16 protein-coding genes are annotated in these 13,983 nt (G+C 57.9%); 13 read left to right on the top strand and 3 right to left on the bottom strand.

What is annotated here, in order from left to right; translation table 11 throughout:
* Window positions 1-91: 91 nt before the first annotated feature.
* Window positions 92-367, bottom strand: a complete 276-nt coding sequence (gene ybfE, locus ACX3P5_RS05030; RefSeq protein ID WP_069728027.1) for a LexA regulated protein — start codon at window positions 365-367, stop codon at window positions 92-94.
* A gap of 166 nt (window positions 368-533) precedes the next feature.
* Window positions 534-1,298, bottom strand: a complete 765-nt coding sequence (gene ybfF, locus ACX3P5_RS05035; protein WP_233984905.1) for an esterase — start codon at window positions 1,296-1,298, stop codon at window positions 534-536.
* A gap of 250 nt (window positions 1,299-1,548) precedes the next feature.
* On the opposite strand from ybfF, the gene seqA reads away from it, so the two are divergent.
* Both seqA and pgm read left to right on the top strand, forming a co-directional pair.
* A complete protein-coding gene (gene seqA, locus ACX3P5_RS05040; protein ID WP_233984904.1) occupies window positions 1,549-2,097 on the top strand; it encodes a replication initiation negative regulator SeqA in 549 nt (182 codons plus the stop codon).
* A gap of 25 nt (window positions 2,098-2,122) precedes the next feature.
* Window positions 2,123-3,763 (top strand): phosphoglucomutase (alpha-D-glucose-1,6-bisphosphate-dependent), encoded by a 1,641-nt coding sequence (gene pgm, locus ACX3P5_RS05045; RefSeq protein ID WP_336754867.1) that lies wholly within the window; start codon window positions 2,123-2,125, stop codon window positions 3,761-3,763.
* Between the two features lie 39 nt (window positions 3,764-3,802).
* On the opposite strand, the gene kdpE is transcribed toward pgm, so the two are convergent.
* On the bottom strand, window positions 3,803-4,477 hold the full coding sequence (gene kdpE / locus ACX3P5_RS05050; RefSeq protein ID WP_233984902.1) for a two-component system response regulator KdpE: 675 nt from the start codon (window positions 4,475-4,477) through the stop codon (window positions 3,803-3,805).
* Window positions 4,478-4,734: 257 nt separating this feature from the next.
* Here kdpE and ACX3P5_RS05055 point away from each other — a divergent pair, with 257 nt between their 5' ends.
* The 11 genes from ACX3P5_RS05055 to nei all read left to right on the top strand — a co-directional run bounded on the left by ACX3P5_RS05055 (window position 4,735) and on the right by nei (window position 13,965).
* Window positions 4,735-4,935 (top strand): DUF2517 family protein, encoded by a 201-nt coding sequence (locus ACX3P5_RS05055; protein WP_233984901.1) that lies wholly within the window; start codon window positions 4,735-4,737, stop codon window positions 4,933-4,935.
* Between the two features lie 153 nt (window positions 4,936-5,088).
* Window positions 5,089-6,045: a YbgA family protein gene (locus tag ACX3P5_RS05060; protein ID WP_233984900.1), complete on the top strand. Its 957-nt coding sequence runs from the start codon at window positions 5,089-5,091 to the stop codon at window positions 6,043-6,045.
* 12 nt (window positions 6,046-6,057) lie between these two features.
* Window positions 6,058-7,482 (top strand): deoxyribodipyrimidine photo-lyase, encoded by a 1,425-nt coding sequence (gene phrB, locus ACX3P5_RS05065; protein WP_458968369.1) that lies wholly within the window; start codon window positions 6,058-6,060, stop codon window positions 7,480-7,482.
* An 18-nt stretch (window positions 7,483-7,500) separates the two neighbouring features.
* Window positions 7,501-8,244: a type 2 GTP cyclohydrolase I gene (locus ACX3P5_RS05070; RefSeq protein ID WP_233984898.1), complete on the top strand. Its 744-nt coding sequence runs from the start codon at window positions 7,501-7,503 to the stop codon at window positions 8,242-8,244.
* 160 nt (window positions 8,245-8,404) lie between these two features.
* Entirely contained in the window at window positions 8,405-9,061 is a 657-nt protein-coding gene (gene pxpB / locus ACX3P5_RS05075; RefSeq protein ID WP_233984897.1) for a 5-oxoprolinase subunit PxpB, read from the top strand.
* Window positions 9,055-9,987, top strand: coding sequence for a 5-oxoprolinase subunit PxpC (gene pxpC / locus ACX3P5_RS05080; protein ID WP_458968370.1), 933 nt, complete (start codon window positions 9,055-9,057; stop codon window positions 9,985-9,987). Before pxpB ends, pxpC begins: the two co-directional genes overlap by 7 nt.
* Window positions 9,977-10,714 (top strand): 5-oxoprolinase subunit PxpA, encoded by a 738-nt coding sequence (gene pxpA, locus ACX3P5_RS05085; protein WP_233984895.1) that lies wholly within the window; start codon window positions 9,977-9,979, stop codon window positions 10,712-10,714. Before pxpC ends, pxpA begins: the two co-directional genes overlap by 11 nt.
* 52 nt (window positions 10,715-10,766) lie before the next feature.
* Window positions 10,767-11,495, top strand: coding sequence for a DUF969 domain-containing protein (locus tag ACX3P5_RS05090; RefSeq protein WP_336754873.1), 729 nt, complete (start codon window positions 10,767-10,769; stop codon window positions 11,493-11,495).
* The gene (locus tag ACX3P5_RS05095) at window positions 11,492-12,511 is read left to right on the top strand and encodes a DUF979 domain-containing protein (RefSeq protein WP_336754874.1); all 1,020 of its coding nucleotides are present in this window, start codon (window positions 11,492-11,494) and stop codon (window positions 12,509-12,511) included. Before ACX3P5_RS05090 ends, ACX3P5_RS05095 begins: the two co-directional genes overlap by 4 nt.
* A 6-nt stretch (window positions 12,512-12,517) precedes the next feature.
* Entirely contained in the window at window positions 12,518-13,165 is a 648-nt protein-coding gene (pcp, locus tag ACX3P5_RS05100) for a pyroglutamyl-peptidase I (protein WP_458968371.1), read from the top strand.
* 11 nt (window positions 13,166-13,176) lie between these two features.
* Entirely contained in the window at window positions 13,177-13,965 is a 789-nt protein-coding gene (gene nei, locus ACX3P5_RS05105; RefSeq protein WP_458968372.1) for an endonuclease VIII, read from the top strand.
* Window positions 13,966-13,983: the final 18 nt, after the last annotated feature.

Raw genomic sequence — 13,983 nt, forward strand, 5'->3', positions numbered from 1 at the left:
CGCAGCACAATTCAGCGAATAATAGCAGACGAGGCAAACCCGCGGAACGGTTAAAGCCTCGACATTTGCCTCTGCGTGCGTTTTGCCCGCATTAATCCAGTTTGAGTTGCGCCAGCAGCATTTGTTCAATCAATTCGCTACGGCTGAGATTACGCTGTTCTGCCAGCGTATTGAGCGCTTCGACGGCTTCACTGTTCATTTTCAGTTCGACACGGCGAAGCCCGCGTCCTTTGTCACGTTTCAGTTGATTGCGCTTATTGATGCGCAGCTGTTCATCACGCGAAAGCGGACTGGTTTTGGGTCGACCAGGGCGGCGCTCATCAGCAAACAGATCGAGCGTCGTGCGGTCAGTGTGTTCTTTTGCCATGGCTTAGTGAAACTGAATGGTGCGGGCGCCAGACGCTCGCCGCGCAGATTATAAATTATTGGCCGTTACCGCGGCAAAATGACCGGCGGCAAAATTTTAGCGCGCCATCATACTCCAGGCTAACTTCCGACGCCAATCCTAAACATTTACCGCCAGGTATTTGCTTTTAAAGCGCAAAAAAGCGACGAACGCTGCGTAATACCGCATCCGGTTTCTCTGCGTGTACCCAGTGTCCCGCGCCGCTGATCACATGCGCATGGGCCGCCGGGAACTGTGCAATCAACGCATCCCGGTACTGATTATCCAGATAGCTGGAGTCGCCGCCGCGGATAAACAACGCCGGATGCGGCCAGGCGGGCACCGGCTGCCAGCCAGAGATGGTGGCATAGTTGTCCCACAGTACCGGCACGTTGAAGCGCCATTCGCCCTGCTGGAACGATTTCAGCAGAAACTGGATTACGCCTTCTTCATCAATGACGCCGCGCATGATTTGCGCCGCCTCACTGCGCGAGGTGACGCCCGCTTCCGTGACCGCGCGGATCGCCGCAAAAATGGTGTCGTGGCGGCGGGTCTGATAATCCACCGGGGCGATATCGATCATCACCAGACGGGCAATGCGCGCCGGTGCCAGTGCGCTCATGGTCATGGCGATTTTTCCGCCCATCGAATGACCGATCACCGCCACCCGATCGATGCCGTGGGCATCCAGCGTGTCAAACATATCCTGTGCCATCACAGCGTAGTTCATCTCATCGGATCGCGGTGATAATCCATGATTGCGCACATCAACCTGCAGCAGCGGGCCGGCATCTTTCAGCCCGCGAGCCAGCACGCCAAGGTTATCCAGCGTCCCGAACAGGCCGTGGATCAGCAGGATGGGCAGGGAATCGGTGGGGGATTGTTCAGTTTGCAGACGGGCGTTCAAAATCATGGCAAAGTTCTTAAGTTTGAGACCTAAGCTTAGGTTATCATGGATTCACCTTTTCAGGCGCGCCGGTTCCGGCGGCATTAGGACATATTCTGACTTTTGCCCGTAAACCGTTTGATTGCTAACAACCCGCCTGAATTTAACTTTATAATCCTCATGTTAGAACCCGCTCACCTTTCGAATCGCCAAACTATGTTAAGGGCTTTTCAGGATACAGGTGGTTCTGTCATGAGAAAGAACCGTACGGAATAAGATGAAAACGATCGAAGTTGACGAAGAGCTCTACCGTTATATTGCCAGCCACACGCAACACATTGGTGAAAGCGCATCCGACATTCTGCGTCGTATGCTGAAGTTCACGGCCGGTCAGACTGCGCCCGCGGCGCCTGCGCAAAACGCGGCATCCGGTGCGGCGAAAGAGACTCAGCCTGCGGTGGTCGGTTCACGTCCACAGGATCGGGTACGCGCCATGCGCGAGCTGATGCTGTCTGATGAATATGCGGAGCAGAAGCGGGCGGTTAATCGCTTTATGCTAATCTTGTCAACGCTCTATCGTCTTGATACCGCAGCCTTTGCTGAGGCGACTGCATCTCTGCAGGGCCGTACCCGCGTCTATTTTGCGGGTGATGAGCATACGCTGTTGCAAAATGGCACCCATACTAAGCCGAAGCACGTACCCGGCACACCGTACTGGGTGATCACTAATACCAATACTGGTCGCAAATGCAGCATGGTCGAACACATCATGCTCTCCATGCAGTTCCCGCAGGAACTGACAGAGAAAGTTTGCGGCACCATTTAAACTGAAGCGTCAGGGAGAAGCGCCAATGGCCAATCACCCCCGTGCCGGGCAACCCGCCCAGCAGAGCGATTTGATTAACGTTGCACAATTAACGTCACAATATTATGTCCTGCAGCCCGATGTGGCGAACCCGGAACATGCGGTGAAGTTTGGCACCTCTGGCCATCGCGGTAGTGCAGGGCGTCACAGCTTCAACGAGATGCACATTCTGGCGATTGCTCAGGCGATCGCTGAAGAGCGTAAAAAGAACGGCATCACCGGTCCGTGCTACGTCGGTAAAGATACGCACGCGCTGTCCGAGCCGGCGATTCTGTCGGTACTGGAAGTGCTGGCAGCGAACGGTGTTGATGTGATCGTGCAGCAGGACAATGGTTATACGCCAACGCCTGCTATCTCGAACGCCATTCTTGAGCACAATAAAGCGGGTGGCGCACTGGCCGACGGCATCGTGATTACCCCTTCGCACAACCCACCAGAAGATGGCGGCATCAAGTACAATCCACCGAACGGCGGACCGGCTGATACCAACGTCACCAAAGTGGTTGAAGATCGTGCCAATCAGCTGATCAAAGATGGCCTGAAAGAGGTCAAACGTCTGCCGATCGATCAGGCACTGGCCAGCGGCCATGTGGTCGAGAAAGATCTGATCCAGCCTTACGTTGAAGGTCTGGCGCAGGTGATCGACTTCCCGGCGATTCAGAAAGCTGGTCTGAAAATCGGCGTTGATCCGCTGGGTGGTTCCGGTATTGCTTACTGGCAGCGTATCGCCGAGCACTACAAGCTGGACCTGACGCTGGTGAATGACGCGGTCGATCAGACTTTCCGCTTCATGCATCTGGATAAAGATGGCGTGGTTCGTATGGACTGCTCATCAGAGTGCGCCATGGCAGGCCTGCTGGCTTACCGTGACAAGTTCGATCTGGCATTCGGTAACGATCCCGATTATGACCGTCACGGCATTGTGACCCCGGCGGGTCTGATGAATCCTAACCACTATCTGGCGGTGGCGATCAACTACCTGTTCCAGCATCGTCCGCAGTGGGGCCAGGACGTTGCCGTGGGTAAAACGCTGGTTTCCAGCGCAATGATCGACCGTGTGGTTAACGACATTGGTCGTAAGCTGGTTGAAGTCCCGGTTGGCTTTAAATGGTTCGTTGATGGTCTGTATGACGGCAGCTTTGGTTTCGGCGGCGAAGAGAGCGCCGGTGCCTCATTCCTGCGCTTCGATGGTACGCCGTGGTCAACCGACAAAGACGGCATCATCATGTGCCTGCTGGCAGCAGAGATCACCGCTGTCACCGGTAAAAACCCGCAGCAGCACTACGATGAACTGGCTGAGCGCTTTGGTGCGCCAAGCTACAACCGTCTGCAGGCCTCAGCGACTTCTGCGCAGAAAGCCGCGCTGTCGAAGCTGTCCCCTGAGATGGTGAGCGCCGATACGCTGGCCGGTGATCCAATCACCGCGCGACTGACCGCTGCACCAGGTAATGGCGCATCGATTGGTGGTCTGAAAGTGATGACGGACAACGGCTGGTTCGCTGCCCGTCCGTCAGGCACCGAAGACGCCTACAAAATCTACTGTGAAAGCTTCCTGGGTGCTGAACACCGCGCGCAGATCGAGAAAGAAGCGGTTGAGATTGTCAGCGAAGTGCTGAAAAACGCCTGAGTCATCGGGCAGTGAAAAAGGCGCCGCGGGCGCCTTTTTTTATGGCATAAAGCGGTAGCCAATGCCGGTTTCGGTCAGCAGATGTACCGGCTGGGTTGGGTTCGCTTCCAGCTTTTGCCGCAGATGTCCCATATAGATGCGCAGATAGTGGCTGTGCTCTACCGCATTCGGTCCCCATACCTGGCTCAGCAGCTGGCGCTGGGTCAGCACTTTGCCGGCATTGTTAAGCAGAATGCTTAACAGGCGAAACTCTATCGGCGTGAGATGGATCTCCTCACCGCTACGCTGTACCCGCCGCGCAGCAAAATCGACACTGACATCCGCAAAACTGACGCGGGCATCGGGCTGCTGGCTGCTGTGACGCCGCAACGCCACACGGACGCGTGCCAGCAGTTCACCAATGCCGAACGGCTTGGTCAGATAGTCATCAGCTCCGGCGTCCAGCGCCGCGATTTTATCCTGCTCGTCGCTGCGCGCTGACAGTACAATCACCGGCACCGCGCTCCACTGACGCAGGTCACGGATAAAATCGGTGCCATCACCATCCGGCAGGCCTAAATCAAGGATCACCAGATCGGGCTTACGCGTTGCGGCCTCAATCAAGCCGCGTTGCAACGTATCGGCATCGAAGACTTTCAGGGCTTCATTTTCCAGCGCCAGCCGGACAAAGCGGCGGATCTCTTTTTCATCTTCAACGATTAAAACCGTGGTCACGCAAACCTGCCTTGAGTAAACAGTGAGGTCATACTTTACCAATAAATTATTCCGCCGTCCGTGCCGGTTGCGCAGGGCTGGGTTCAACCTGACGGTAACTCACGGGTAACAATTATGTAACTTAATTACAGGTTAATTCTTAAACGGCAAAATTCCGGTCAAATAAGTGGTCAGATGAGTAGTAAAATTACACAATACGGCGTAATCTTAGACACAGATCACACTCACACCTTTTAACTGACCGGGAGGCGATAACCATGTATCAGGCTTATCCACGTTCCAAAATCATTTTGCGTCGCACGCTGGTGGTGCTTCTCGGCGTCGTGGCGTTACCGGTGATGCTGTTTCGTCAGGATCGCGCGCGTTTCTACAGCTATCTGCATCGGATGTGGTGCAAAACCAGCGCGAAGCCGGTATGGCTGGCGCAATCTGAAGCTGCCGGCGGCGCTTTCTGGTAAGGGCGTTTCCCGCTGAATCAGCCTGGTCACCTGACCAGGCTTTTTTTTGCGTTTTTTCTTAGGTTCCGGCGACAAAACTACCGGGCCACCCTGTTTTCCTGACCATTTTACGCTACACTTAAACCTCTACAAGATTTCGGAGGTTGTACAAGTATGAGCGAAAAAATCCCGGTGGGAATCAGTGCCTGCTTGCTTGGTGAAAGCGTCAGATTTGACGGTGGACACAAGCGCCTTACTTTTGCTACCGAAGATCTCACGCCTTTTGTGCGGTTCGAGCCGATCTGCCCTGAAATGGCGATCGGTCTGCCCACACCGCGTCCCGCTTTACGCCTGGTTGACCAGGGCGATGAGGCACTGCATCTGTGCTTCAGTAAAGATGGCGGGGAAGAGGTGACTGACCGGATGCGTGACTGGTCAGCCGAGCGCGTGAAATCGTTGCATCATCTGTCAGGTTATATCCTGTGCGCCAAATCTCCCAGCTGCGGCATGGAGCGGGTGCGGGTTTACGAGCCAGAGACCAATAACAATCGTAAAGCCGGCACCGGTATTTTTGCTGAGTTTTTGCAGCGTGAAATGCCGTGGCTGCCGCTGGAAGAAGATGGGCGACTGCACGATCCTGCGCTACGTGAAAATTTCATTGGCCGTATCTGCGCGCTGCATGAGTTTAACCAGATGTGGCAAAGCGGCCTGACCCGTCACCGTCTGATTGCCTTCCACAGCCGCTATAAGTTACTGATGCTGGCCCATTCGCAGGAAAAATACCGCGAGCTGGGGCCGTTTGTGGCCTCAATGAGCGAGTGGGCGTCGCTGGAGGCGTTCGCCTTCGAATACCGCAACCGGATGATGGCGCTGATGTCACGGCCCGCTTCACGCCGGAACCATACTAACGTTCTGATGCACGTTCAGGGCTATTTCCGCCGTCAGTTAAGTTCACCACAGCGTCAGGAGCTGGCGACGCTGATTGATCGTTACCGTCAGGGGACGCAACCGCTGCTGGTGCCGATCACCATTCTTAAACATTACATGGCGGAGTTTCCGCATCCCTGGCTGGCTGAGCAACGCTACTTCGATCCCTATCCCGAAGCGCTGCGTTTACGTTACGGACAATAATTCAGGAGTGTTATGACCACCCATCTGGTCTGGCTGCGTAACGATTTACGCCTCAACGATAATCTGGCCCTGCACGCCGCCTGCCGCGACAGTGAAGCCAGGGTGACTGCCCTTTATCTCGCCACGCCGAAACAGTGGCAGCAGCATGATATGTCACCGAGGCAGGCGGCTTTCATCCATGCCAGCCTGCAACTGCTGGCGGAATCGCTGGCCGAGCGCGGCATTGCGCTGCATTATCAGGCGTGTGAAACCTTTAGCGATGCGGTCGATTCTCTGGTGGCGTTTTGCCAGCAGCAGCAGGTCGACCAGCTGTTCTATAACTATCAGTATGAAGTCAACGAACGCCAGCGTGATGCCGATGCCGAGAAGCGTCTCGACGCCGCCGGCGTGATCTGTCAGGGATTTGATGACAGTCTGCTGCTGCCGCCCGGCAGCGTGCAGAGCGGTGACCGCTCGATGTATAAAGTCTTTACCCCTTTCAGCAAGGCTTTTGTCCGAAGGCTGCAGCAAGGCCTGCCGGAATGCGTGCCTGCGCCCAAAGCGCGTCACGGTGCGCCACTGAAAAGCACCCCGATACCGCCCTTTGATTATCCTGTCGACAGCGTTGATGAAACGCTGTTTCCGCCCGGCGAAGCGGCGGCCCTGAAACGCCTGCGGCAGTTTGCGACCGACTCCGTGCTCGACTATCCCGCTGAGCGCGATCTGCCGTCGCGGGACAGCACCAGTCGGTTGTCGGTTTATCTGGCAACCGGTGTACTGTCGCCTCGTCAGTGTCTGCATCGGGTGCTGCATGAACACCCGGACGCGCTGGATAACAGCCGTGCCTTTAGCTGGCTGAATGAGCTGATCTGGCGCGAGTTTTATCGTCATCTGCTGGTGGCCTGGCCGGCGCTGTGCAAACATCAGCCGTTTATCGGCTGGACGCGGCATGTTGAATGGCAGCGTAACTCTGCCCATTTTGAGGCCTGGAAAGCGGGGAAAACCGGCTATCCGATTGTCGATGCGGCAATGCGGCAGATGAACACGCTGGGCTGGATGCATAACCGGCTGCGGATGATCACCGCCAGCTTTCTGGTTAAAGACCTGCTGATCGACTGGCGCGAAGGCGAACGCTACTTCATGCAGCAGCTGATTGATGGCGACCTGGCGGCGAATAATGGCGGCTGGCAGTGGGCAGCTTCAACCGGTACCGATGCCGCACCCTATTTCCGCATCTTTAATCCGACCACCCAGGGCGAACGCTTTGATCCGCAGGGCGCCTTTATTCGTCACTATCTGCCGGAGCTGGCGGAAGTGCCGGACAGCGACATTCATCAGCCGCTGCTGTGGGCCGCGAAAAATCAGAAGAAACTCGATTATCCGGCACCGATCGTGGAACATAAGGCCGCACGTAAAAAGACATTAGACGCCTTTGAGCGGGCAAAAAGCGCTGCCTGAGGCGATCAAGGAGCCACGATGAATCATTACCAACTTGAAACGCTGATCAATCAGCAACTGGAAAGCCAGAACTTCAGCGATTACGCCCCGAATGGTTTGCAGGTCGAAGGCCGCAGCGAAGTGAAAAAAGTGATCACCGGCGTCACCGCCTGTCAGGCGCTGCTGGATGAAGCGGTGGCGCGCCAGGCGGATGCGATCGTGGTGCATCACGGCTATTTCTGGAAAAACGAACCTGCCGCGATTAAAGGCATGAAGCGGCGTCGCCTGCGCACGCTGCTGGCGAATGATATCAACCTGTATGGCTGGCATCTGCCGCTCGACGCGCATCCGCAGCTCGGCAATAACGCCCAGCTGGCGAAGCTGCTGGAGATCGACGTACGCGGCGAAGTGATGCCGCTGGTGTTCTGGGGTGAACTGGCTGAGCCCCTTTCCGGTCAGCAGCTGGCGCAGCGCATCGCCGATAAGCTGGGACGTGAACCGCTGCACTGCGGTGATAACGCGCCCGCGCTGATTCGTCGTATCGCCTGGTGCAGCGGCGGCGGACAGGGCTTTATCGATCAGGCCGCCGCCTTTGGCGTCGATGCCTATATCACCGGCGAAGTGTCGGAGCAGACGATTCACAGCGCGCGTGAACAGGGGCTGCACTTCTTCGCCGCCGGTCACCATGCGACCGAACGCGGTGGCGTTAAAGCACTGGGCGAGTGGCTGGCACAGCACCACGGCCTGGATGTCACTTTTATCGATATTCCCAACCCTGCCTGATCCTACTCCACAGGTCCTGCATCCCGTGCAGGACCTAAATCTGTTGACACGCCTCTGTCACTTTCGCATAACTATTTGCTTTGAGTAGATAAGCAAACGGCTGAGCCGTGCGCCTGAATGTTTCTGGCGCGCCGGATTTCAGCTTAACGGGAGGTCGCTGTTGCAACGAGCACGTTGTTATTTACTGGGTGAGCGCGCGGTGGTGCTGGAGCTTGAACCCCCGATATCGCTGGCCAGCCAGCAACGAATCTGGGGACTGAATCAGCGCCTGCAGGCGTTTGGGAGCGTGCTGGAGGTGATCCCCGGCATGAACAACATCACCCTGATACTGCGTGATCCGCAGCAGAGCGCGCTGGACGCCATTGAGCGTTTACAGCGCTGGTGGGAGGAGAGTGAAGCGCAGTTGCCAGCGTCGCGTCAGGTTGATATTCCGGTGATCTATGGCGGCGAAGCGGGTCCGGACCTGGCGGTGGTGGCGGAGCAGGCCTCGCTCTCGGTCAGTCAGGTAGTTGAGCTGCACAGCAGCAGCGAATATGTGGTCTATTTTATCGGTTTCCAGCCCGGCTTCCCCTATCTGGGTGGGCTTGATCCGCGCCTGCATACGCCACGGCGGGCAGAGCCACGGGTCTCAGTACCCGCGGGCTCGGTGGGTATCGGCGGCAGCCAGACCGGTGTTTATCCGCTGGCGTCACCGGGCGGCTGGCAGTTAATCGGTCAGACGCCCATCGCGCTGTTCGATCCGCTGCAACAACCGCCGACGTTACTGCGTCCCGGCGATACCGTGCGCTTTGTACCGCAAAAGGAGGGCGTATGTTGAGGATTCTGCGGGCCGGACTGGCAGCGACGATTCAGGATGCGGGCCGTCACGGCTGGCGACAGTATGGCATCAGCCTCGGTGGGGTGCTGGATCAGCCCGCCATGACCACCGCTAACTTGCTGGTGGGTAATTCCCCTGATAGCGCGGTGGTGGAGATGGTGCTGGGCCAGTTCAAAGCGGAATTTACCCGCGCAGGCTGGTTTGCGCTGACCGGCGCAGGCTGTAACGCCGAGCTGGACGGTAAGCCGGTGTGGACCGGCTGGCGTACCCCGGTTAAAAAAGGGCAGGTGCTGTCACTGGCGATGCCGGTGCGCGGAATGCGCAGTTATCTGGCGGTGCAGGGTGGCTTCGATCTGCCTGAAATGCTCGGTTCATTCAGCACCGATCTGAAAGCCGGATTTGGCGGTTTCCACGGACGTAAACTGCAGGATGGCGACTGTCTGCCGCTCGGGAAACCGACCCGCCAGTTTTCGCGCAAGACGGGCGTGCGGCAACTGCTGTGGGGCAACCGCATCCGGGCGCTGCCTGGGCCGGAATATCACGAATTTAGTCGCGAGGCGCAGCAGGCATTCTGGCGCACCGCGTGGAAACTCAGCCCGCAAAGCAACCGGATGGGTTACCGGCTGGAGGGGCGTCAGCTCAACCGGGAAACCTCGCGCGAACTGCTGTCGCACGGTCTGGTGCCTGGCGTGGTGCAGGTGCCGCCTAACGGTCAGCCGATCGTGCTGATGGCGGATGCCCAGACCACCGGCGGCTATCCGCGTATCGCCTGCATCATTGAGGCCGATCTCTATCACCTGGCGCAAATCCGCCTGGGTGAACCGATTCACTTTATTCATTGCACCTTGCCGGAGGCGATGCAGGCGCGTCAGCACCAGCAACGGGCGCTGGATCAGATGGTATGGGGACTCGCTGATGAAGATTGATTTAAATGCCGATCTGGGCGAAGGCTGCGACAGCGATCGCGCACTGCTGCAACTGGTCAGCTCCGCTAACATCGCCTGTGGCTTTCACGCCGGTGATGCACAGACCATGCTGCAATCGGTGCGCTGGGCGCAGGCGGCGGGTGTGGCCATTGGGGCGCATCCGGCTTTCCCCGATCGCGAGAACTTTGGCCGTAGCGCGATGCAGTTGCCGCCGGAAACGGTCTACGCCCAGATGATCTATCAGATTGGGGCGCTGAAAAGTCTGGCAGAAAGCGAAGGCGCGCGGCTGGTGCATGTTAAGCCGCACGGTATGCTCTACAACCAGGCGGCGGCAGACGCGGTGCTGGCTGATGCCATTGCCCGCGCGATCAAGGCAGTGGACAGCCAGCTGATTATGGTTGGACTGGCGGGCAGCGAATCGATTCGGGCGGCGGCGCACTACGGTCTGCGTACCCGTGAAGAGGTGTTTGCTGACCGCGGTTACCTCAGCAGCGGAGCGCTGGTGCCGCGCAGTCAGCCCGGTGCGCTGATTGAGGATGAACAGCAGGCGATTGATCAAACGCTGAATATGGTACAGCAGGGCAGAGTACAGAGTATCAGCGGGGAATGGGTCGCGGTTAAGGCGCAAACCGTCTGCCTGCATGGCGACGGTGCACATGCGCTGCAGTTTGCCCGGCGACTGCGTGATGCTTTTGCCGCTCAGCAAATCTGCGTAACCAGCGCCTGAAATACTTTTAGCCCGGCTCTATCCGGGCTTTTTCATACTCTAAGGGGAAAAGATGGATAGCGTAGTAAATCTCTGGCCGCTGCTTGGCATTGCAGCCATTATCATCGGCTTCGTATTACGTTTTAATCCGGTACTGGTGGTGATTGTCGCCGGTTTCGTTACTGGTTTAGCGGCCATGATGCCGCTAGCCGATATTCTGGAAAAGCTCGGTTCAGGCTTTCTTAACACTCGTAACCTGCCGCTGATTCTGTTGCTGCCGCTGGCGGTCATTGGTCTGCTGGAACGTCACGGTCTGAAAGAGCGGGCGCAGGCGTGGATCGCCCAGATTAAGACGGCTACCGCCGGACGTCTGCTGATCGTCTATCTGCTGGTGCGCGAACTGACTGCAGCGCTGGGGCTGACCAGCCTCGGCGGGCATCCGCAGATGGTGCGCCCGCTGCTGGCACCGATGGCGGAAGGGGCGACGGAAAATCGCTACGGTGACGTCTCGCCAGAGGTGCGCCATCGCCTGCGCGCCATGTCAGCGGCCACCGATAACGTCGGCCTGTTCTTTGGCGAGGATATTTTTGTCGCCTTTGGCGCCATCATCTTCATGCACAACTTTATGCAGGAGTCGGCCGGGATCCAGACCGAACCGCTGCATATCGCCCTGTGGGGCATCCCGACCGCTGTGGCCGCCTTTCTGATCCACTCGGCCCGTCTGGTGCGGCTGGATCGTCGCCTGGCGCGTGAGTTACAGACGCTGAACGGTCAGGCATTGAAAGCCAAAGGAGGGCAGTGATGTTTCAGCAACAATATCTGATGTGGCTGGCAGGCCTGATCCTGCTGGTGGTGGCCATTCTTTCCTGGGGCGACCGCGCCAATCCGCGCCGCGTGACCACCGGTCTGTTCTGGGCGCTGTATGGACTGATTTTTCTGGTCGGCGACTGGACCACGCACCTGATGACGCAGTGGATGGGATCGGCGGCAGCCGGCACCCGAATGCTGAACATTGGCGTCGGCGTCGCGGTGGTGGTGATGGCCTTGATCGCTGGCTTAGGCGGCGTGAAGCTGGGCCGCTATCATCAGCGCACTGATGAAGAAAAACAGGCCAGCGCGCTGCGACTGCGCAATAAACTGTTCCTGCCAGCGCTGGCGATCCCGGTGGTGACGGTGGCAGGCGTGCTGGCTTTTAACCATATTCCAGGCTTACAGGAGTGGGTGTTTGGTCCCGGTAACCATGCGACGCTGGTAACGCTGTTTTCGATGATGATCGGCTGCCTGATCGGCTGGCTGGTGGCGCTGAAACTGACTCATGAGAAACCGGTGCAGTCGATGCAGGAGACGCGACGGCTGCTCGATGCGATCGGCTGGGCGTTTATTCTGCCGCAAATCCTCGCCACCCTCGGCCTGTTGTTTACCACGGCTGGGGTCGGCAGTGCGATTTCTCATCTGACGGAAACGTATCTGGCGGTGGACAGCCGCTTTATCGCGGTGGCGGTTTATGCCGGCGGTATGGCGCTGCTGACCATGGTGATGGGTAACGCCTTTGCTGCGTTTCCGATTATCACCGCTGGCGTGGGCATCCCGATTCTGGTGCTGCAGCACGGCGGCAACCCGGCGGTGATGGCCGCCATCGGGATGTTCTCCGGTTACTGCGGCACGCTGATGACGCCGATGGCGGCTAACTTTAACATCGTCCCGGCGGCGCTGCTGGAGTTGCCGGACCGTAACGCGGTGATCAAAGCTCAGGTCCCGACCGGTGTGCTACTGTTAATCGTTAACATTTTCCTGCTCTATTTCCTGATGTTCCTGTGAGGCTGAATGAAAACTGTCCTGATGACCGCCTTTGAACCCTTTGGCGGTGAAAGCATTAACCCCTCGTGGGAAGCGGTCAGTGCGCTGGAAGGCAAAGAGATTGCTGGCGCGCGGATCGTTATCCGTCAGCTGCCGGTGGTCTTTTCTGACGTGCTGGATGTGCTTTACCAGGCGCTGGATGAGATAAAACCGGATGCGATTCTGTCGGTTGGGCAAGCGGGCGGGCGCAGCGACATTACCGTTGAACGCATCGGTATTAACGTTGATGACGCGCGTATCCCCGATAATGCCGGCCGTCAGCCGGTGGATGAAGCGATTGTCGCGGATGGCCCGGCGGCCTATTTCTCGCGTCTGCCGATCAAGGCGATTGTCGCCGCACTGCGTGAGGCGGGGATTCCCGCCTCGGTCTCCCAGACTGCCGGCACCTTTACCTGCAACCGGGTGATGTATGGCCTGCTGCACTGGCTGGCACAGCAGGAGACGCCGGTGCGCGGCGGTTTCATCCACATTCCTTATCTGCCGGAACAGGCGGCGCAGCATCCGGGCGCGCCAAGCATGTCGGCCGCGAATGTGATTCAGGCGCTGGAGATTGCGGTCCGGATCACGCTGGAAACCGCTGAGGATCTGAAACTGGCTGGCGGCGCCACCCATTAAGAGGATTCACCATGCCTGAAGGACCAGAAATTCGCCGGGTGGCGGATCAGCTTGAAACAGCGATTGTTGGCCAGCCGTTAACCGAGGCATGGTTTGCCTTTCCCGAACTGAAAACCTATGAACCGGCGCTGATGGGTGAACAGGTAGAAGCGATTGAGACGCGCGGCAAGGCGTTGCTGACACATTTCAGAAACGGTCTGACGCTCTACAGCCATAATCAGCTATATGGCGTCTGGCGCATTGTGACACCGGAAACGGTATTACAGACCACCCGGCAGCTACGGGTGCGGCTGGCCACGGCCAGTCAGGCGATTCTGCTGTATAGCGCGTCAGATATTGAACTACTGAATGCCGACACGCTGGCCGCGCACCCGTTTCTTAACCGCATCGGGCCGGATGTGCTCAACAGTGCGCTGACAGGGGAGGAGGTGAAGCTGCGGCTGCTGTCACCGCGTTTCCGGCGGCGTCAGTTCAGTGGGCTGTTGCTCGATCAGGCTTTTCTGGCCGGGCTGGGCAATTACCTGCGCGCTGAGATCCTCTGGCTGGCGCAGTTGCTGCCGCATCACCGGGCGCAGGAGCTGAAAGAGGATCAGCTGACTGCATTCAGCGAGGCGCTGTTATCCGTGCCGCGCCACGCCTATCGAATGCGTGGCACCATGAAGAAATATCACCACGAGGCGGCGTTTCAGTTTGAGGTGTTTCACCGGCAGGGCAAGAAATGCCGGCGCTGTGGCACGGTGATTGAGAAGGGCACGCTTTCATCACGCCCTTTTTACTGGTGTCCGGGCTGTCAGCACTGAATGCCTGACGGTGACATT

The organism is Pantoea sp. S-LA4 (genome assembly GCF_054482835.1).